The organism is Methylobacterium sp. 88A (assembly GCF_000376345.1).
GTDB lineage: Bacteria > Pseudomonadota > Alphaproteobacteria > Rhizobiales > Beijerinckiaceae > Methylobacterium > Methylobacterium bullatum.
Genome location: NZ_AQVT01000001.1, coordinates 4641773 through 4661777, shown reverse-complemented (window position 1 = coordinate 4661777; position 20005 = coordinate 4641773). Strand labels below are relative to the sequence as shown.

Annotated in this window: 19 protein-coding genes; 11 read left to right on the top strand and 8 right to left on the bottom strand. The window is 68.6% G+C overall.

All coding sequences use genetic code 11. From position 1 onward, the window contains the following. Positions 1-159 precede the first annotated feature (159 nt). Positions 160-1473 carry a flavodoxin-dependent (E)-4-hydroxy-3-methylbut-2-enyl-diphosphate synthase gene (gene ispG, locus A3OM_RS0122240; RefSeq protein ID WP_187273356.1) on the bottom strand — a complete coding sequence of 438 codons (1314 nt, stop codon included), beginning with the start codon at positions 1471-1473 and terminating at the stop codon, positions 160-162. A gap of 425 nt (positions 1474-1898) precedes the next feature. Between ispG and A3OM_RS0122235 the strand changes: the two genes are divergently transcribed. From A3OM_RS0122235 to A3OM_RS0122225, 3 genes are all read left to right on the top strand, one after another. Next, a complete protein-coding gene (locus A3OM_RS0122235) occupies positions 1899-3008 on the top strand; it encodes a patatin-like phospholipase family protein (RefSeq protein WP_244478946.1) in 1110 nt (369 codons plus the stop codon). Positions 3009-3056: 48 nt separating this feature from the next. Next, entirely contained in the window at positions 3057-3698 is a 642-nt protein-coding gene (locus A3OM_RS0122230) for a sigma-70 family RNA polymerase sigma factor (RefSeq protein WP_018046004.1), read from the top strand. Positions 3699-3790: 92 nt separating this feature from the next. Next, positions 3791-4561, top strand: a complete 771-nt coding sequence (locus tag A3OM_RS0122225; RefSeq protein WP_043765038.1) for an anti-sigma factor — start codon at positions 3791-3793, stop codon at positions 4559-4561. Positions 4562-4600: 39 nt separating this feature from the next. Here A3OM_RS0122225 and A3OM_RS0122220 read toward each other — a convergent pair whose 3' ends face one another. Further along, positions 4601-5614 (bottom strand): bifunctional riboflavin kinase/FAD synthetase, encoded by a 1014-nt coding sequence (locus tag A3OM_RS0122220; RefSeq protein ID WP_018046002.1) that lies wholly within the window; start codon positions 5612-5614, stop codon positions 4601-4603. 275 nt (positions 5615-5889) lie between these two features. Here A3OM_RS0122220 and A3OM_RS0122215 point away from each other — a divergent pair, with 275 nt between their 5' ends. Both A3OM_RS0122215 and A3OM_RS0122210 read left to right on the top strand, forming a co-directional pair. Next, on the top strand, positions 5890-6273 hold the full coding sequence (locus tag A3OM_RS0122215) for a response regulator (protein WP_018046001.1): 384 nt from the start codon (positions 5890-5892) through the stop codon (positions 6271-6273). Between the two features lie 61 nt (positions 6274-6334). Beyond that, the gene (locus A3OM_RS0122210) at positions 6335-6868 is read left to right on the top strand and encodes a protein phosphatase CheZ (RefSeq protein WP_051074447.1); all 534 of its coding nucleotides are present in this window, start codon (positions 6335-6337) and stop codon (positions 6866-6868) included. 58 nt (positions 6869-6926) lie between these two features. Here the strand turns inward: A3OM_RS0122210 and A3OM_RS0122205 are convergent, their stop codons facing one another. Together A3OM_RS0122205 and A3OM_RS0122200 are read right to left on the bottom strand one after the other, a co-directional pair. Further along, positions 6927-7841, bottom strand: a complete 915-nt coding sequence (locus tag A3OM_RS0122205) for a TIGR01459 family HAD-type hydrolase (RefSeq protein ID WP_018045999.1) — start codon at positions 7839-7841, stop codon at positions 6927-6929. Between the two features lie 117 nt (positions 7842-7958). Beyond that, positions 7959-9461: an EAL domain-containing protein gene (locus tag A3OM_RS0122200; RefSeq protein WP_018045998.1), complete on the bottom strand. Its 1503-nt coding sequence runs from the start codon at positions 9459-9461 to the stop codon at positions 7959-7961. 283 nt (positions 9462-9744) lie between these two features. Here A3OM_RS0122200 and A3OM_RS0122195 point away from each other — a divergent pair, with 283 nt between their 5' ends. The 3 genes from A3OM_RS0122195 to A3OM_RS0122185 all read left to right on the top strand — a co-directional run bounded on the left by A3OM_RS0122195 (position 9745) and on the right by A3OM_RS0122185 (position 12673). Continuing rightward, complete coding sequence (locus A3OM_RS0122195) at positions 9745-9966, top strand: heavy-metal-associated domain-containing protein (RefSeq protein WP_018045997.1); 222 nt, start codon at positions 9745-9747, stop codon at positions 9964-9966. A 233-nt stretch (positions 9967-10199) separates the two neighbouring features. Then, the gene (locus tag A3OM_RS0122190; protein ID WP_018045996.1) at positions 10200-11873 is read left to right on the top strand and encodes a formate--tetrahydrofolate ligase; all 1674 of its coding nucleotides are present in this window, start codon (positions 10200-10202) and stop codon (positions 11871-11873) included. Positions 11874-11986: 113 nt separating this feature from the next. After that, complete coding sequence (locus A3OM_RS0122185) at positions 11987-12673, top strand: hypothetical protein (protein WP_018045995.1); 687 nt, start codon at positions 11987-11989, stop codon at positions 12671-12673. 12 nt (positions 12674-12685) lie between these two features. Here the strand turns inward: A3OM_RS0122185 and A3OM_RS0122180 are convergent, their stop codons facing one another. The 3 genes from A3OM_RS0122180 to A3OM_RS0122170 all read right to left on the bottom strand — a co-directional run bounded on the left by A3OM_RS0122180 (position 12686) and on the right by A3OM_RS0122170 (position 14032). Beyond that, positions 12686-12904, bottom strand: a complete 219-nt coding sequence (locus A3OM_RS0122180; RefSeq protein ID WP_018045994.1) for a hypothetical protein — start codon at positions 12902-12904, stop codon at positions 12686-12688. A gap of 121 nt (positions 12905-13025) precedes the next feature. Further along, complete coding sequence (locus A3OM_RS0122175) at positions 13026-13319, bottom strand: hypothetical protein (protein ID WP_026176318.1); 294 nt, start codon at positions 13317-13319, stop codon at positions 13026-13028. 122 nt (positions 13320-13441) lie between these two features. After that, positions 13442-14032, bottom strand: coding sequence for a GNAT family N-acetyltransferase (locus A3OM_RS0122170; RefSeq protein WP_026176317.1), 591 nt, complete (start codon positions 14030-14032; stop codon positions 13442-13444). 347 nt (positions 14033-14379) lie between these two features. Here A3OM_RS0122170 and zapE point away from each other — a divergent pair, with 347 nt between their 5' ends. The 3 genes from zapE to A3OM_RS0122155 all read left to right on the top strand — a co-directional run bounded on the left by zapE (position 14380) and on the right by A3OM_RS0122155 (position 18993). Continuing rightward, positions 14380-15525 carry a cell division protein ZapE gene (gene zapE / locus A3OM_RS0122165; RefSeq protein ID WP_018045991.1) on the top strand — a complete coding sequence of 382 codons (1146 nt, stop codon included), beginning with the start codon at positions 14380-14382 and terminating at the stop codon, positions 15523-15525. A gap of 643 nt (positions 15526-16168) precedes the next feature. Next, a complete protein-coding gene (locus tag A3OM_RS0122160) occupies positions 16169-16648 on the top strand; it encodes a (2Fe-2S)-binding protein (protein ID WP_018045990.1) in 480 nt (159 codons plus the stop codon). Further along, a complete protein-coding gene (locus tag A3OM_RS0122155; RefSeq protein WP_018045989.1) occupies positions 16645-18993 on the top strand; it encodes a xanthine dehydrogenase family protein molybdopterin-binding subunit in 2349 nt (782 codons plus the stop codon). Before A3OM_RS0122160 ends, A3OM_RS0122155 begins: the two co-directional genes overlap by 4 nt. Before the next feature lie 224 nt (positions 18994-19217). Here A3OM_RS0122155 and A3OM_RS0122150 read toward each other — a convergent pair whose 3' ends face one another. Next, a complete protein-coding gene (locus A3OM_RS0122150) occupies positions 19218-19991 on the bottom strand; it encodes a cation transporter (RefSeq protein WP_018045988.1) in 774 nt (257 codons plus the stop codon). Positions 19992-20005: the final 14 nt, after the last annotated feature.

Below are 20005 nucleotides of genomic sequence, written 5' to 3'. Positions count from 1 at the left end.
CGACGGCTCCCAGCGCGAAGCATGCCAAAGTCGTATCATGCGGGTGTGGCGCCGAGAACGACGATCCCGTGATGTCCGGGAAGGCTTCCCCGGGAAGGCGAGCGAAGTCGCCCCGCGTGCCGGAGCAGCGCGGGGCGACGGGCGTCACGACGGACGGGCTCACTCGGCGGCGGTGCGGGCGCCCTGGCCGAAACGGCGCTCGATATAGTCGATCACCACCGTCTCGAAATCCTTGGCCAGCGTGGCGCCGCGCAGGGTCATCGCCTTCTTGCCGTCGATGAAGACCGGTGCGGTGGGGGTCTCGCCGGTGCCGGGCAGCGAGATGCCGATATCGGCATGCTTCGATTCGCCGGGTCCGTTGACGATGCAGCCCATCACCGCAACGTTCAGGCCCTCGACTCCCGGATAGGTCTTCTTCCATTCCGGCATCGAGGTGACGATCCAGTTCTGGATGTCACGGGCGAGTTCCTGGAACGTGGTCGAGGTGGTGCGGCCGCAGCCGGGGCAGGCGGCGACCATCGGCACGAAGGTGCGGAAGCCCATGGTCTGCAGGAGTTCCTGCGAGGCCTTGACCTCCACGGTGCGGTCGCCGCCGGGCATCGGGGTCAACGAATAGCGGATCGTGTCGCCGATGCCTTCCTGGAGCAGCACGCCGATGGCTGCCGAGGCCGCGACCAGACCCTTCGAGCCCATGCCGGCCTCGGTGAGGCCGAGGTGGATCGCGTAGTCCGAGCGCCTGGCGACCTCGCGGTAGACCGCGATCAGATCTTGCACCGCCGAGACCTTGGCCGAGAGGATGATACGGTTCTTGGGAAGGCCGAGTTCCTCGGCGCGCTGAGCCGAGGACAGGGCCGAGCGCACCATGGCCTCGCGCATCACGGCGCGGGCATCGATGGGACGCGCGGACCGGGCGTTCTCGTCCATCAGGTGGGTGAGCAGGGCCTCGTCCAGCGAGCCCCAATTGGCGCCGATGCGGATGGTCTTGCCGTAGCGGATCGCCTGCTCGACGATGGTCGAGAACTGCGTGTCCTTCTTCTCCTTGAAACCGACATTGCCCGGATTGATCCGGTACTTGGCCAGGGCCTCGGCGCAGGCCGGGTGATCGGAGAGGAGCTTGTGGCCGATATAGTGGAAGTCGCCTACCAGGGGCACATGGACGCCGATGCGGGCCAGACGGTCGCGGATCTTCGGGACCGCGGCGGCCGCCTCGTCGCGGTCGACGGTGATGCGCACGAGTTCGGAGCCGGCCCGCGACAGGGCGGCGACCTGCGCCACGGTGGCATCGATGTCGGCCGTGTCGGTGTTGGTCATCGACTGGACGACGACCGGGGCGCCTCCGCCGACGGTGACGGCCCCCTCGCCCTCACCCACCGTGACCCCCACCGTGCGGTGACGCGGCGTCGGACCGGCGATCTCCGGGCCGGTAATCGAAATGCCGGGGCCGAACGGATCGGCGGAAGTGGCTTCCATCATGGCGTCCATCACTGACCTTGCTTATGGCCTGGCCTGCCCTGAAGCGAGCGCCCGGCCATGGTCGTCTGGTATCGAATCCTGCCGATCCTTTGCGAAGATCGGGTGAAGGGTCCGGTTATCGAGACCCCTGCCGGTTAGCTGAGATGGCGCGCCGCATGCGTCAAGCCCGCTTACCGCATGGTGAAACCAGGGGGCAGGACGGACCACGCGCAACACGTTGGCTCAGCGTCGGCTGACATGTCTTATCCCATGGGCGATGTCGAGGGAATTGGCGCAGTGCGACATGTCCGCCACAGGAACGGCCCAAGCGGAACCGATCCATGCAGCCACCGTTTTGCTGCCCTGCGACCTTTGATGCTGCAATGCAGCATGCCCATGCGCACTTTATCGATGCGTCTGTGCAATTCTGCCACGTGGAGCTGACGATGCTCGATTCCCAACAGCCTGCCCCGGTCGATTCGCCCTCTACCGATAGGGAAGTGGCGCCGCCGCGCCCCGCCTCGCGCCCGCCCGTCAGCCTGGCCGGTCCGAATGCCGAGAAGACCGTCGCGCTGGCCCTGCAGGGCGGCGGCGCCCACGGCGCCTTCACCTGGGGCGTGCTCGATGCCCTGATCGAGGATGGCCGCCTCGCCTTCGAGGCCGTCACCGGTGCCAGTGCCGGGGCGATGAACGCGGTCGTGATGGTCGATGGCTGGATCGCCGGAGGGCCTGAGGGCGCCCGCACCGCCCTCGACCGGTTCTGGCGCGAGGCGAGCCTCGACGGCGACCTGTGGCCGGCTCAGCGCGGCGTGTTCGACCGGCTCTTCGATTTCTGGAACGAGAACCCGGTTCTGGACTTCTGGACGCGGGCGCTCAGGACCAGCCCCTACGTCTCCAACCCGCTCAACGTGAACCCACTGCGCAAGGCCCTGGCCAAGCACGTGGATTTCGAACGCCTCCGGACGGCGGAGACCGCCGGGATCTATGTCTCGGCCACCAATGTCTGGACCGGCAAGCTCGCCGTCTTCGAGCGGGATTCCCTCAGCATCGACCATCTGATGGCCTCGGCCTGCCTGCCGACGGTGTTCCAGGCGGTGGAGATCGACGGCGTGCCCTATTGGGACGGTGGCTATCTCGGCAACCCGCCGATCTACCCGCTCTTCCACGGTGCCCGGACCCGTGACGTGGTGCTGGTTCAGATCAATCCGGTGGAACGCCGCGAGACCCCTCGCTCGCGCGAGGAGATCCAAGACCGGCTCAACGAGATCACCTTCAACGCCAACCTGATGCGGGAACTGCGCGCCATCGATTTCGTCGACGGACTGATCGAGGACGGCGTGCTCGGCCGCAACGACTACCACCGTATGCTGGTCCATCGCATCGATGGGACTGGGGCCCTCGACGATTACAAGGCCTCCTCGCGGATGGATGCCCGGATGCGCGTGTTCGAAGGGCTGCGCGACAAGGGCCGCGCGGCGGCGCAGGCTTGGCTCGCCGAGCATTACGAGGGCATCGGACGAACCTGCACGCTCAATCTCAAGGCGACCTATCAATAGGGTTCCGGCCGGCCGGATTAGCCGGCCGGGCTCGCGCGTTAACTGAGCATGACGGCCGAACCCACCCAGACCGCCTCCGCTTCCTCCATCGTCGACCTGCTGGTCCCGCTGCGACGCTATGCGCGTTCGCTGACGCGCGACGCACTGAAGGCCGACGACCTCGTCCACGACACCCTCGTCCGCGCGCTGGAATCCGGTCTCTCCGTGAGGCCGAACACCAACCTGCGGACCTGGATGATGACGGTGCTGCACAACGTCTTCATCGACGACCAGCGCCGCAAGCGGGTGGAAGCCCGCCATGCCGAAGCCCTCGTCCAGATGGGCGACGAGAGCGTGCCGCCCGCCCAGGAGGGACAGGTGCGTCTCGCCCAGATCCGTCAGGCCTTCCTGACCCTGCCGGAGGAGCAGCGCGCCGCGCTCCACCTCGTGACCCTCGAAGGCATGGCCTATGCGGATGCCGCGGCCGTGCTCGGAATTCCCATCGGCACGCTGATGTCCCGCCTCGGTCGCGGTCGCGCCGCCCTGCGCGCCTTCGAGGAAGGCCAGACCGGCCGCGGCCGCTCCGAATCCTCGCCGGGTTCGGGGACGGCCAGACCCGAGCGACCGCACCTGCGCCTCGTCAGCGACTGGAACGGCCAGGATTCCCGGCAGGACGTCCGGCTCACGTCGAAAGCCATTGGCGGCTCTTAACCGCACAGAATTCGAGGGTACTCGGCTCCTCCGAGTACCAGGACTGTATGGAAGCATCGCCGTTTCCGATCGTTGAACTGGATACGACCGTCATGATCGACCCGATCACCGACAGTGACCTCGCCGCCTTCGTCGACGGCCAACTCGACGTCATGCGCCGGCTCGAGGTGGAAGCTCATCTCGCCCGCACGCCGGAGGCGGCGGCGCGGGTGATGGCCGAGATGCATGACAGGGACGCCCTGCGCCAAGCCTTCGCGCAACTGCCGGGACCGGGACCGGAGCGCAACCGCGCGGCGGCCCGCCGCCTCGACCGATCCATGGCCTGGCGGCGCGTGGGCGAGCGGCTCAAGCGGGCGGCGGTGATCGTGCTTCTCGTGGGTGCCGGCTGGATCGCGCATTCGGACACCGGCGTGTTCGGCGTGCCCGACACCTTCGCCGCCCCGGTGGATCCGGCCCTGGTCGCCGATGCGCGCCAGGCGAGAGAGGTGGCCCAGATCCGCGCCCGCCTCGGCTCGCCCGCCTCGCCGAGCTACGACAAGGCCGGCATCTCCGGTGCCACCGGCATCGTCCTGCCGGACCTGCCGGGGGATTGGTCCGTGCGCGACGTCCAGATCGTGCCCGCGCGTCACGGGGCCGGGGTCGAGGTCATGATCGACGCACCCGATCTCGGCGAGATCTCCCTGTTCGCGGCACGGGGCACCAACGAGGCGGCCTTCACCGGAGAGGTGACGAGCCCGGGCGACGGCGAGACCGTCTATTGGACGGCGGGTCGCTCGGTCTATGCGCTCAGCGGCAACGGCCACCAGGACGCGCTGCAAGAGGCGGCGCGGCGCCTCGCCTCGATCGATCCCGCCAAGCGCTGATCCGCCGGATAGCGCGGCCCGGCCGTCGCGCGTCGGATCTCAGCCGATCATCGACGGAACTCGGTCGTTCGCGATGAGCGTGCGCGCCTCGGCCGCATCCACATCCATCCTGGCGATCAACGCCTCGGCGCCGGAGAAACGTTCCTCGCCGCGGATGTAGCCGAGGAACTCCACGGCGATGGTCCGGCCGTAGAGATCGCCCGAGAAACCGAACAGGTTCACCTCGAGCAAGGGAGCGCCGTCGTCGAAGGTCGGACGACGGCCATAGCTCGCCACGCCGTCCCGCACCGTTCCATCGGGCAACCCGGCGCGGACGGCATAGATGCCGTGAGAGAGGGCACAATCGGGCAAAGCCACGTTCGCCGTGGGATAGCCCAGCGTCCGACCGCGCTTGTCGCCGTGCCGGACTTCTCCGCAGACGAACCAGCGGTAGCCGAGAAGCCGGTTCGCGCGAACGACGTCGCCCTGTCGCAGGGCTTCCCGGATCGCGCTCGACGAGACGGGAGCCTCGCCCTCCCCGATCGAGACCGGCGGGATGATCCGGCATGCCAGGGAGGCTTCGGCGCAGAGCCGGGCCAGCACCTCCGGCGTTCCCTCGCGTCCCCGCCCGAAATGGAAGTCGTGGCCGATCACGACCCCGGTGAGGCCGAGATCGCGCACGAGCAGGCCGTGGACGAACTCGGCGGCAGTGGTCCCCGCCATGAGAGCGTCGAAACGGCGCACGATCAGGCCGTCGAGGCCGAGGCGGGCGAAGACGATTTCCTTGGCGGCCGGTCCCGTCAACCGGAACATCGGCAGGTCGGGGGCGAAATAGGCGCGCGGATGCGGTTCGAAGGTCAGCATCACCGCCGGCACGCCGCGCCGGTCGGCCTCCTCGCGGACGGCTTCCACGAGAGCGCCGTGGCCCCGGTGAACGCCATCGAAATTGCCGATCGCCGCGATGGCCCCGGCTAGGGCCGCCGGCACCGCTTCGTCCTCGCGGCAGATCGTGAAGGGCCGCCCCGACGGGGAGGCGGCTCCGGGGCGCACGGAAGGATCGTCGGCTGGCGCCATCGGGTTCAAATGGTCTCGAAGAAGCTGCGGCCGAAGCGGCGACCGTGGGGGATTCCGCGCGGGAACCTGTCGAAAAGCCGGAGGGGGGTCAAGGGAAGCGGCCGCCCGATCGACGGGGGATGCGCGATCCCTTGCGCAGTTAACCGCTTCGCAATGCTGGGCGAGGTACTTTCACGAACGAGAGGCGGCGCGAGGCGGCGCTTCCCCCAATTTTTTGCCCTTTCCCGGTTCGCGGCATGCCGCACCGGCCCTGCACCGACGGAGCACCCCGACCCATGGCCCTCGATCTCGGCATGCCGATCCTCGTCGTGGACGATTATCAGACGATGGTCCGCATCATCCGCAATCTGCTCAAGCAGCTCGGCTTCGAAGAGGTCGACGATGCCTCTGACGGAACCGCCGCCCTCGCCCGGCTGAAGAACCGCAAATACGGCCTCGTGATTTCCGATTGGAACATGGAGCCCATGACCGGTTACGAGTTGCTGCGCCACGTGCGTGCCGACGAGGCCCTGCGCACCACGCCGTTCATCATGGTCACCGCCGAATCGAAGACCGAGAACGTGATCGCGGCCAAGAAGGCCGGCGTGAACAACTATATCGTCAAGCCCTTCAATGCGGCGACGCTGAAGAGCAAGATCGAGGCTGTCTGCGGCGCTTGAGCCGCAGACCCGATCTCTTTCTTCGGCGACTCACAGCATCGTGGAGCAACAAGCGATGGCCATGGCGGAAAAGTCACGGAAGGCCAGCCCTGACCCGGCATCGACGCGACCGTCGCTGATCCGGGAGCTGGTCGAGATCGCCGACTACATCGCGCATGTCCGCAGGGAGATCGCGGCCCTGCGGGCGAACGAGCTCACCCGTGACCGTCTGCCGATGGCGCATGAGGAGCTCGGCAGCGTCGTCGAGGCGACGGCGGGGGCGACGAACTCCATCATGAATGCGGCCGAGGAAATCCTCAGCCTGCCCAACGACAAGAACTACCGCGCCGCCGTCGAGGCACGGATGAACGACATCTTCGAGGCGTGCACGTTCCAGGACATCACGGGCCAGCGGATCGCCAAGGTGAGCGAATCCCTGCGCCAGCTCGAAAGCCGCCTCACGCGTTTTGCCGCCGCGGTGAAGGCGAAGGATGAGGGCGGCGTCGACCCGGCCGAGGTGGAGCGCCGGGTGCGAGCCGAGCTCCTCCTCCTCAACGGACCACAGATCAAAGGGCCCGCCACCGCCCAGGACGAGATCGACGCCCTGTTCTCCTGATCGGCGGGTCTCGCCGCTTGGGGCCGATGAGATCCGGGGCCGATGAGATCCGGGAACGCTACCAGATCAGCCGCTCGATGACGGCATCCGGGCGAACCTCCTGCCGGGCGAGCCATTCGGACACCTCGCCGAGCGTGTCGTGCTCGGCGAGAACGCCGAGTTCCTCTGCGTGGATGCCTCGCGCCACCAGAAGGTTCGGGATGCCGTAGGCCGCCGCCCCTGCGATGTCGGTGCGCAGGGCGTCGCCGACGGCGAGGACGCGGGCGACGTCCGGCGCGGAGCCACCGTCGAGCTCCGCCGCCATGGCGAGCGCCGCCTCGTAGACGGGGCGGTACGGCTTGCCGGCATAGGTCACCGCGCCGCCGATCTCCGCATAGGCCTGCGCGATCAGACCGGCGCAGGGGATGAGCTTCTTCTCGCGCTCGACCACCAGATCGGGATTGGCGCAGATCATCGGCACGTCCCGTGCCCGGAACCCGGCCAGCGTCTCGCGGTAATCGTCCGCCGTTTCGGTCGTGTCGTCGAACAGGCCGGTGCAGACCACGCGATCCGCCTCCCCAGCCGCCACGAGGCGGATGTCGAGGCCATCGAAGATCGTGGCATCGCGTTCCGGCCCGAGATGGTGGATGCGCTCGCCCGGATGCTCGGCGATCAGCCGCCGGGTCAGGTCGCCGGAGGTGAGGATGGCGTCGTAAGCCTCCCGCGGCACGCCGTAGCCGTCGAGGATGGTCCGAACGCCGGCCCAGGGGCGGGGCGCGTTGGAGACGAGGATGACGCGCCGCCGGCGACCGTCCTCGGGCAGGGTGCGGAATCGGATCAGCGCCTCGCCCGCCCCCGCATGGGCCCGCGTCCCGTCATGCAGGACACCCCAGACGTCGCACAGGATGAGATCGTAGCGCTCGGCGACGGCGGAAAGCCCGCCCAGAATCGGCACCGGCGCCGAGGATGCGGCGCGCGCGATCGTTTCGCTCATGAATCTGGCCTGACTGGCAAGGTATCGGGGGCATCGAGAATGGCTGACCGGTTAGGCCGCCCACGCCCTGAAATCAACGCAGCGCTATCGACGCGGCGGGGTCCGGGCGAGTCTGCCTCAGCCGGCGCGGCGCAGGAAATCGCGGAACGGCCGACGCTGCGGCGGCGGTTCCGGATCGTCGCCGCCGGGTTCTCGGGACGGAGGCGGCGCCGGGGATGGCGCGGCCTGTGGCGGAGCGGCGGCGAGAACTTCGGCCCGCACGGCCCGCGCCGGAGCGAAGACGGTGCCTTGCGCCAGCGGCACGTCGAGATCGATGAGATCGGGCACGTCACTCTCGCGTTCCACCGACTCCGCGACGAGCCGGATGCCGGCCCGGGACAGGGAGGCGACGAGATCGTCGAGGGCGATATCGGGCATGGCCTGGCGGGAATCGGGACGCAGCAGGAGATCGGCGGGGACCTTGACCTGGCTGACGCCCCGGTCGGCCAGGGCCAGTGGATCGAGGCGCAGGTCAACGGGACGGTCCAGGGCGAAGCCGACACGGCCGCGCAGTTCCGCCAACGCGCCCGCCTGCTCGGCGTCGAGGCTGCGCCAGCTCGACTGGGGCAGCGCGATCACGAGGCGGCCCGACAGACCGGGCTCGCCGACGAGCAGCCGAGGCAGCGTGCGCAGGAAGCCGGGCTCGAACAGGGAATGCGGCGACAGGGCATAGGTCACGGCGGCCTGACTGCCGCGCCCGCTGAGATGGCGTGCCACGGTGGCGACCAGGGGAAGCATGCGTCGATCGAGTTCGGTCGTCCGCCCATGGCGTTCGAGGACCGGCAGGAACAGTTCCGGCTTGAGGATGTCGGCGCCGAGGCGCAGGCGCGCCAGTGCCTCGTAGGACACGACCTTGCGCTGGGGCAGGGAGACGATGGGCTGGAGATGGACCTCGAGCCCGTCGCCGTCGAAGGCCGCGACCATGACCGCATCGCGGCTCCGGTCCGGTCGCGCCCGGTCCGTGACGGGCTCGGACCGCTCGAGCGGCGGCCAGGCTCGGGGCACCCAGGGGGTCCCGCCCGTCTCGTTGCGGAATGCCGGGGAAGGCGGCGGGACGACGTGGGCATCAAGGACGGCCTGACGAGAGGCCGGGCGCACGACCGGGGTCGGGGCGGGAGCCGCTGGCGGTGTCGCCTTGAGGCGGGCGATCTCACCATCCTGCGTGGCGACCACGGCGGCGAGTTCGCGGACGATGCCGCTGAGCAGGCCGATTTCCGCCGTGACTTCCTCGACGGCGGCCTCCACCGCGGCATTCCCGGCCTGCTTGCCCTGTGCCGGTGCCGGTTCGGCCTCGTCGGCGCGGGCGCGCTCGATCCGCATCTGCTGGTCAGCGATGAGGCGGGCCACGGTCTCCAGGCGCACGAGGCGTTGCGAGAGAATGTCGAATTCCCCCGAGAGCTTCTCGCAGCGCTGGTCGAGCTGACGCGCCCGGCGCGCGGCCAGGATGGCGACGAAGCCGCCCATGGCCGCCAATCCGAAGGCGCCGCCGATAGGGGAGATCACTGCGAGCGGCGCCAGGACCACGAACCCGATGAGACTCAGGAGCCACGGGACCGTGCGTCGGCCGACGATCCGGGCCATCGGAATACTCTTACCCTCACGACGATCGAGCGGAGATGCAGGGTCCCGGTCACGGATTCCGCAAGTCGGGACAGGCTCCGGTTGTCGCCGAGACGATGAGGTCCCACAAGATGGGCACAGGCTGAGTGAACCGGTTTTTTGCCATGTGTTGCATGAGCTTCCAAGCTTGGCTTCAGCCAGTCTGGCATCGGCGCGGAGGCCGCCGGGGCCATTGCCCCTCGCGGCGGTAGGAGATTTGGCTCTACATGGGTGCGGGACATGACCCAGCGACGGGAGCGGGTGGATGGACGCGAGACGGGTGGACCTGCTGATGCAGGTGGACGGCATGACCTGCGACGGGTGCGCCGAGGCCGTGCGCAAGGCGATCCTCCGGATCGATCCGGAGGCGCATATCGCCGTCGACCGCGATCACGGGCGCGTGGCGATCACCACCGATGCCCAGTCCCTGACGATCGCCGAGGCTCTGGACCAGGCCGGCTACACGGCGACGGCGATGTCGGGCTGACGTCGGCCCCATCCACCGTTGCGGGCGATCCATGCGGGATTCCGTGCTTTCAAATGAAATTTTGCAGACGCGTTGAAAAATTCCGACGCGCTTTTGCTTGCTCCATCGCTCACAGTGATGACAACGGTGAAGCATGGTGCCCGCGGCGCCGATGCCCGACGCCCCGAACACACGACGTTCCACAATAAACGCCCGCGCGACACGCCATCGCGACGACAGACCGGGAGAGACTTATGCCCTCAGACATCGAGATCGCCCGCGCGGCAACCCTGAAGCCGATCACGCAGGTGGCCGAGACGATCGGCATTCCGGACGAGGCGCTGCATCATTACGGCCGGCACATCGCCAAGATCGACCACGCCTTCATCAAGTCGCTGGAATCGAAGCCCGAGGGCAAGCTCGTCCTCGTCACCGCCATCAGCCCGACCCCGGCCGGCGAGGGCAAGACCACCACGACGGTGGGTCTCGGCGACGCGCTGAACCGCATCGGCAAGAAGACGGTGATGTGTCTGCGCGAGCCCTCGCTCGGCCCGTGCTTCGGGATGAAGGGGGGTGCCGCCGGCGGCGGCAAGGCCCAGGTCGTGCCGATGGAGCAGATCAACCTGCACTTCACCGGCGATTTCCACGCCATCACTTCGGCGCACAGCCTCGCCGCCGCCCTCATCGACAACCACGTCTACTGGGCCAACGAGCTCAACATCGACGTGCGCCGCATCCATTGGCGCCGGGTCGTCGACATGAACGACCGCGCCCTGCGGTCGATCACCCAGTCGCTGGGTGGCGTCGCCAACGGCTTCCCGCGCGAGGACGGGTTCGACATCACCGTGGCCTCGGAAGTCATGGCGGTGTTCTGCCTCGCCCGTGACCTCGACGACCTCGAGGCCCGCCTCGGCCGCATCGTCATCGCCGAGACCCGCGACCGCAAGCCGGTGACGCTCGCCGACGTGAAGGCCACGGGTGCGATGACCGTGCTCCTCAAGGACGCGCTGCAGCCGAACCTCGTCCAGACCCTGGAGGGCAACCCCGCCCTGATCCATGGCGGCCCCTTCGCCAATATCGCCCATGGCTGCAACTCGGTGATCGCCACCCGCGCCGGCCTCAAGCTCGGCGACTACGTGGTCACCGAAGCCGGCTTCGGAGCCGATCTCGGCGCCGAGAAGTTCATCGACATCAAGTGCCGGCAGGCGGGGCTGAAGCCCTCGGCGGTGGTCATCGTCGCCACGGTGCGCGCCCTCAAGATGCATGGCGGCGTCTCCAAGAAGGAACTCGGCTCCGAGAACCTCGACGCCCTGGAGAAGGGCTTCGCCAACCTCGCCCGCCACGTGGAGAACGTGCGCGGCTTCGGCCTGCCCGTGGTCATCGGCGTCAACCACTTCTATGCCGACACCGATGCCGAGCACGCCAAGCTGAAGGAGCTGTGCCGCGACAAGCTCCAGGTCGAGGCCATCACCTGCAAGCATTGGGCGGAAGGCGGAGCCGGCGCCGAGGAGCTGGCGCAGGCCGTGGTCAAGCTGGCCGAGGGCGAGCAGAAGCCGCTGACCTTCGCCTACGAGACCGAGACCAAGCTCACCGACAAGGTCAAGACCATCGCCACCAAGCTGTACGGCGCGGGCGACATCCAGGTGGAATCCAAGGCCGCCACCAAGCTCGCCCAGTTCGAGAAGGACGGCTACGGCAACCTGCCGGTCTGCATGGCCAAGACGCAGTACTCGTTCTCCACCGACCCGAACCTGATGGGCGCGCCCTCGGGCCACACCATCTCGGTGCGCGACGTGCGGCTCTCGGCCGGCGCCGGCTTCGTCGTGGTGATCTGCGGTGAGATCATGACCATGCCCGGCCTGCCCAAGGTCCCCGCCTCGGAGGGCATCCATCTCGATGCCGACGGGCAGATCGAAGGCCTGTTCTAGCCGGACGCCAGCGGCCCCTCCCCTGTCGGGGGAGGGGTGCCTGCCCGGCCTCGCGTGATCCCTCGCCCCGGTTGTGATAGCCGGGTCGGCATGCAGTCCCGCCGGCCCCGCTCATGATTCCCTGGCTCGTCCTCGACACCGCACCGATCCCCGGGGATGCGGGCCAGTTGCGGCTGCTTCAGCGCGGCACCGAATTCTCGATCCAGCTCGGACATAACGAGTTGATGAACAGCCGCCTCAGCGGCTCGGAGAAGGCGCTGGCGACCCTCGCGGCGGAGCGGGTCGGAGGCCGCGTGGGCGCGCGTTTCCTCATCGGCGGTCTCGGCATGGGCTTCACCCTGCGGGCGGCACTCGATGCCCTGCGGCCGGACGCCGCGATCGTCGTCGCCGAACTCGTGCCGAACGTGGCGGACTGGGTGCGCGGACCGTTGAGCGCCCTGTCGGCGAATGCCCTCGACGATACGCGGGTGGACCTGCGGATCGGCGATGTCGTCGGCGCGATCCGTTCGGCGACCGCCGCCTACGACGCCATCCTCCTCGACGTCGATAACGGCCCCGACGGGCTCACCCGGCCGGCCAATGACAGGCTTTACGACGGGGCGGGATTGGGCGCGGCCATGACGGCCCTGCGGCCCGGCGGCGTGCTCGCCGTATGGTCCGCGCATCCGGACCGGACCTTTACTCAGCGCCTTCGCCGGGGCGGGTTCGCCGTGGAGGAGGTTCCTGTCAGGGCCAATGTCACCAGCGGCGCCCGCCATACGATCTGGCTGGCGATGAAACCGGGGCGTGCGCCGCGCTGAACGCCGCCGGATTCACGCCGAATGCCGATGGCGCTCCAGGCGTCGGTTGAGCCGCGTGACGCCGTAGATTTCCGCCAGATGTCGGCGTGCCGCCTTCACCGGCGCATCCTCCCGCTCGATGCGGGCCGCCTCGATCACCCGCAGCGTATGGGCGACGCAATGCTCCAGGCGCGTCGTGGCATGTCCCTCCCGGGAGCGCCGATCCTGTGCCGAATTCTCGCCGATGGTCATGAGAAGCCCCCTCCCCGATCGTGATCGAAGAAGCCTCGTTAGCGCCGTGGTGCGGCGGCCATCGGGTGAGGACTTGGCTTCAACATGGCAGCTTGGCCGTGGCCTTCTGCCGCGACCGGACTCAGTCGCGCGTGCTGCCCTCGTTGAACTTGTCGCGGCAGACATATCCGACGAAGCATTTGGCCACGTCACGGGTGAGTTCGTAGGCGGGCTTGGGCGCTTCCGGCAGGGGGCAGAAGCCGCCGTCGCGGACGATCCTGTCGTAGGTGATCGGCCCCGTGGTCATCACGATGGCGCCGACGCGGTTCACCAGGGCGGCGGCGTCGGCGCAGAGCATGGCGGGGGTCGCGGGCCGCTCCTGTGCCGAAACAGTGAGCGGAGCCAGAACGATACAGGCGGCGAGCGCGGATCTCATGGCACAGGATCTCATGGCGGAGCGATCGTTTCGAGCGGGGTGCCGGGCGGATGCGCCGCCCGGTGGGAGCGGAGGATAGCGCCGGGCGGCACCGCCGCCAATCCGCCGGGTGACGCCCTCTCTCACGCCGCCCGTTTCAGCGGCTCGGCCGCGGCGGCCACCGCCAGGGTGAAGTCCAGCGCCTCGTCGAGACCCTCCCGCCAAAGGGAGATCGGCGTCGGACAGGCCAGGACGAGAGCCCCCTCCGCATCGCCATCGGCCAGGGTCACGACGGCGCCGAGCTTCGTGGCGAGTCCGCGCATGGGTCCGTTCCGGCTGAGACAACGGACATGCAGGTCGCGGACGCCGCGGTTGCGCGCCGCCGAGACGATCCGCCGGAAGAGGGCGTGGCCGAGGCCGTTGCGGCGGAAACCGCGCTCCACGGCGAAGGCCGCCTCCGCGTCGCGGCCGAGGCTCAGCCCCGGCACGGGGCCGGTGAGCGGGCGCAATTCGCCGAGCGCTCGCAGCGTCCCCTCGACGAAGCCGCCGAAGACCAGCCCCTCGACCGTGAGGGCGCGGGCCGCATACGCGACGGCCGCCGCATCGCTCAGGGCGGCCATGAAGCGGTTGGCTCTGGTATCGGGGTCGAGCCGCAGGAAATAGGCCTCGACCATGGCACGGTCGCTGGGCCAGAGGCGCCGGACATTCGGTCCGGTCGGAATCGTGTCGGGCATCGTGGTGCCGTACTCCGGAATGACAACGCGCAGGCTGCGCGGGCTCCGGGCGTAACCTCCCTCGAGGAGGCCACCAGATGGCATCGGCCTCGATTTTGTGCAATGCAACAAAACGTCATCCCGCCGACGCGCCGCGCTTGATCCCCCCGGCGACGCGCGGCAGACCGGTCTTCGGGCCTACGGTCTTCGGACCTGTCGCCGGACCTGTTCCATCGACGCGCGCGCGGCCATCGCGCCGTCTCGTATCCGAGGTCGCCATCGTCGTGAGTCCCCCCTCAGGTTCCGCCCCGTCCGCCGGTTCGCAGGGCGGCGATTCTCCTCCCGGTCCGGTCGCGGCACGCTACGACATGCTGGTCTCGTCCGGCGCCATCGAGCGCGACCCGGCCCAGATCCATCTGGTGCAGGCCCTCGACAGGCTGGTCCAGGATCTCGACCGGCGCAGACGGGCGAAGAAGGGCAGCGCGCTGGGCTGGCTGTTCGGGCGCAGCGGCGACGGCGAAGGCCCGCCCAAGGGTCTCTACATCTGGGGCTCAGTCGGGCGCGGCAAGACCATGCTGATGGACCTGTTCCACGAGGCGGCGCCGGGCAAGAAACGCCGCGTCCATTTCCACGGCTTCCTGTCGGATGCCCATGAGCGCATCCATGCCCACCGGCAGGCGCTCAAGGCGGGCACGGCCAAGGGTGACGACCCGATCCCGGTGGTGGCGGACGCCCTGGCCGACGAGGCGACGCTGCTCTGCTTCGACGAGTTCACGGTCACCGACATCGCCGATGCGATGATCCTCGGCCGGCTGTTCGGGGCGCTGTTCAAGCGCGGCGTCACCGTGGTGGCGACCTCCAACGTCGAGCCGGACCGGCTCTACGAGGGCGGACTGAACCGCGCCCTTTTCCTGCCCTTCGTCGCGGAGCTGAAGAACCGGGTCGAGATCCTGCGCCTCGATTCCCGCACGGATTTCCGCCTGGAGAAGCTCGGCGGTGCCTCGGTCTATCACGTGCCCGCCGACGAGGCGGCCGAGGCCGCCCTCACTCAGGCCTTCAAGGGCCTCACCGGCAAGGCGAGGGGCAAGCCGGCCACGATCCGGGTGAAGGGCCGCGAGGTGGCCGTGCCGGAGGAGGCCGCCGGCGTCGCCCGGTTCGGCTTCGCCGATCTCTGCGCCCAGCCGCTCGGCGCTTCCGACTACATGGCCATCGCCCAGTCGTTCCAGACGGTGATCGTCTCAAACATCCCGGTGATGGGCGAGGCGAACCGCAACGAGGCCAAGCGCTTCATCACCCTCGTCGATACGTTCTACGACGCCCATGTGAAACTCATCGCCTCGGCGGCGGCCGAGCCGACCGGTCTCTACACGGCGACCGAGGGCCGCGAGGCGTTCGAATTCGACCGCACGGTCTCGCGCCTCATCGAGATGCGCTCGTCGGAATACCTCGCCTTGCCCCATGGGCGGGGGGATTCCGAGGCGAGCGGGTCCAGTTCCGGTCTCGTGGAGACCTGAGCGGGCGTTCGCGGTGGTTCTGAAAGGCTTTGCCTCCTCCTGAGGGGCCGTGTAGCGGCTTTGAGGGAGAGCTCCTTAGGATCGCGCGACGACTGGAGGCCTCCTTCGAGGCCCGCTGACGCGGGCACCTCAGGGTGAGGTGGTCCGCCGGGATGATCGACCTTGGCATCCGCATCCGAGCGGACCGACCGATCGGGCGATGTGACCGCAGCGATATCGGCGTGATTCGAACGGTTTGAGCCACGGCCGGAGCGATGTCGGCAGAGCCGGCATAGACAACGAGCGATCGTCGAAAACGTCGCAGCGCCTCGATACGCGCCGTGCGCAACAGCACATCGAATCCGCAGCCGAGCTTCGCGAAAGCGGCGCCCGCGGCTGCCGGCCGTTGCACTGCAGCACCCCTACCGTTTAATTGGATTCATTATGAGGTACGGGGCGTGGGGGCTTCGTGCACTGCGACGGTTCCCTATGGAGGGGCGCCGGATCCGCTGCCGCACCTCAAATATGTTTCGATGCGGGACGGCGACCATGTCGCGCGCGCCCCGCGCCTGACTGACGACCTCCGAGGTATTCGCGAGCCCGACAGATTGGTGGCCAGCCGATCTCGACCGGTCCGTGGCCTGAGCGATGACAGGATACACCGATGATCAAACTCACCGTGAACGGGGCTGAACGCAGCTTCGACGGCGATCCCGATATGCCGCTGCTGTGGTTCCTGCGCGACGAAGTCGGCCTCACCGGCACCAAGTTCGGCTGCGGCCAGGCCCTCTGCGGCGCCTGCACCATCCATCTCGGCGGCACCGCCGTGCGCGGCTGCGTCACCCCCATCTCCGCAGCCGAAGGCCAGGAGGTGGTGACCATCGAGGGGCTTTCCCCCGACGGCAACCACCCGGTCCAGGCGGCGTGGCGCGACCTCAACGTCTCGCAATGCGGCTACTGCCAGTGCGGGCAGATGATGCAGGCGGCGTCCCTCCTGAAGGATACGCCGAAGCCCAACGACGCCCAGATCGACGAGGCCATGAGCGGCAACCTCTGCCGCTGTGGCACCTATCCCCGCATCCGCGCCGCGATCCATCAGGCCGCCGGAAACGCGCCGGCCGCCAACAAGGGAGAGCGCCTGTGATTCACGACGCACAGATCATGGCCGGCCTCGCCACCGAGACGACCGCCGCCCCCGAAGCGCCGAGCGCTCTCGCCAATGTCAGCCGCCGCGCCATGCTCGGCGGCCTGGGCGCCCTGGTCCTCGCCCTGTCCTGGAAGGATTCCGCCCGGGCGGAAGACAAGAAGGACGAGCCGAAGAAATTCGGCGCCGATGCCATGCCGCATGGCTGGCAGGACGACCCAAAGGTGTTCGTGGCCATCGCGCCGGACGGCACCGTCACCATCACCTGCCACCGCTCGGAGATGGGCCAGGGCGTGCGCACCTCCGTCGCCCTCGTGGTGGCCGACGAGCTCGATGCCGATTGGGCCAAGGTGAAGGTCGCCCAGGCCTGGGGTGACGAAGCCCGGTTCGGCAACCAGGATACCGACGGTTCGCGCAGCTTGCGCCACTTCTTCCCGCATCTGCGCCATGCGGGTGCCGCGGCGAAGGCCATGCTGGTCCAGGCCGCCGCCAAGCAATGGGGCGTGCCGGTAACGGAAGTGAAGGCCGAGAACTCCGTCCTCACCCACGCCAAGTCGAAGCGCGCGCTGGGCTATGGCGATGTCGCGGCGGCCGCCGCCGAACTCGCCGTCCCCGCCCGCGAGAGCGTGATCCTGAAGGACCCCAAGGCCTTCAAGTTCATCGGCAAGGGCAAGATCGGCCTCATCGACAACCGCGACATCACCACCGGCAAGGCGATCTACGGCCTCGATACCCGCCTCGACGGGATGCTCTACGCCCTCGTCGCCCGCCCGCCGGTCTTCGGCGGCAAGGTGGCGAGCTACGACGATGCCGAGACCATGAAGATCCCCGGCGTGGTCAAGGTGTTCAAGATCGACGCGCCCGAAATCCCGTCCGAGTTCCAGCCGATCGGCGGCGTCGCCGTCATCGCCAAGAACACCTGGGCGGCCATGAAGGGCCGTGAGGCCCTGAAGATCACCTGGGACGACGGCCCGAACGCGACCTACGATTCGGTCGCCTTCCGGGGCGAGTTGGAGAAGGCGGCGCGCGCGCCCGGCAAGGTCGTGCGCAACCAGGGCGACGTCGACGGCGCCATGGCCAAGGCCAAGCAGCGGATCGAGGCCGAGTATTTCGTGCCCCATCTCGTCCAGGCCCCGATGGAACCGCCGGCCGCCACCGTGCGGATCAAGGACGGGTTCTGCGAGGCCTGGGCCTGCACCCAGGCACCCCAGGCGACCCATGACCGCTTGGCCAAGAAGCTCAACCTGCCCGCCGACAAGGTGCGGGTGAACGTGACGCTGCTCGGCGGCGGCTTCGGCCGCAAGTCGAAGCCCGATTACGTGCTCGAGGCGGCCCTGTGCTCGCAGGCCGTGGACGGCGCGCCGGTGAAACTCACCTGGACCCGCGAGGACGACCTCCATCACGGCTACTACCACACGATCTCGGTGGAGCGCCTGGAGGCCGGCCTCGACGACAAGGGCATGCCGGTGGCCTGGCTCCACCGCTCGGCCGCCCCGACGATCGGTTCGATCTTCGCGGCCGGCGCCAAGAACGAGCTGCCTTTCGAGCTCGGGATGGGGCTGACCAACACGCCCTTCGACGTGCCCAACATCCGCCTGGAGAACCCGGCGGCGGATGCGCATGTACGGATCGGCTGGTTCCGCTCGGTCTCGAACATCCCGCACGCCTTCGCGATCCAGTCCTTTGTCGCCGAGTTGGCGCATGCGGCGGGCAAGGATCCGAAGGAGTACCTGCTGGCCCTGATCGGCCCCGACCGGGTGATCGACCCGACCAGCATCGGCGATGTCTGGAATTACGGCGAAGATCCCGCCCGCTACCCGATCGAGACCGCGCGCCTGCGCGGGGTCATCGAGGCGGCGGCCAAGGGCATCGGCTGGGGCCGGAAGCTGCCGAAGGGACGGGGCCTCGGCATTGCCGGACACTACAGCTTCGTCACCCACACGGCGGTGGCGGCCGAAGTGGAGGTGGGCGCCAAGGGTGAGGTCTCGGTCAAGCGCATCGACATCGCCGTCGATTGCGGACCGCACGTCAACCCGGAGCGTATCCGCTCGCAGATGGAAGGCGCCGTCGTCATGGGGATGGGCTTGGCCTTGTCGGCCGAGATCACCTTCAAGGACGGGCGCGCGCAGCAGAACAACTTCGACGGCTACGAGATCACCCGTCTCGACGCCGCCCCGAAGGAGCTGCACGTCCACCTGATCCAGAACAACGACTACAGCCGTCCGCTCGGCGGCGTCGGTGAGCCGGGCGTCCCCCCCGTGGCGCCGGCCATCGCCAACGCGGTCTTCGCCGCCACCGGCCGCCGCATCCGGCAGCTGCCGATCCGCGACCAGCTGAGCTCGTAAACACAAAGACCCTCCGGCCCGAAGACTTGGGCTGGAGGGTCACATCGTTCGACACGTGGTCCAGCCCTCCACCTCATCCTGAGGTGCCGCGAAGCGGCCTCGAAGGAGGGGTCCAGAGCCGACTGCGCGACCTAGAGGCCTCCTTCGAGGCCTTCGCTGCGCTCCGGCTCCTCAGGATGAGGGGCCGGGTTGGAAGTGCCGAAGGTAGAATCGCCTTTCGGACCTCACTCAGCTGCCACCGCCCGCGCCTCCCGGCCTCCCTCCCGATACTCGCCCCAGGCCTGTTTCAGGATCTGGACCGAGGAGGTGAGGAAGATGCCGGCCATGAGGGCGGCGACCGCGAGGTCAGGCCAGGCCGACGTGGTGCCCCAGACGGCAAGCGCCGCGCCCATCACCACGATGTTGCCGATGGCGTCGTTGCGCGAGCACAGCCAGACGGAGCGGACATTGGCGTCGCCGTCCTTGTAGCGCATCAGCAGCAGGACCGAGGCGACATTGGCGGCGAGCGCCAGCAGGCCGATGCCGCCCATCCATTCCGCGCTCGGCACGCCGAGGACGAGGGTCTGGTAGATCGTCGAGCCGAAGACCCAGACCGCCATCAGGCTGAGGCTCACCCCCTTGGCCAGGGCCGCCAACGAGCGGGTGCGCAGGCTCGCGCCGATGACCGCGAGGCTGAGGCCGTAGGTGACGGTGTCGGCCAGGAAATCGAGGGCGTCCGCCTTCAGCGCCTGCGATCCGGCCGCCTGGCCCGCCGCCATCTCGGTGACGAACATCGCGCCGTTGAGGGCGATGACGAACCACAGCACCCGCTTGTAGCGCGGATCGACCCCGTCGAAGACCGGAACGCCGCCGCCGCAGCCGCAGGATTCCTTGTGCGCCGAGGCTGTCGGAGCCTGCGCCGCGACGGCATGGTGATGCCCGTCGCCGGGTGCATGAGCATGTGCGTGCGTGTGGATGTCGGGCTGGTTCTGGCTCGTGCCGCAGCAGGATTCGGCCATGGCTCTCTCCTCGT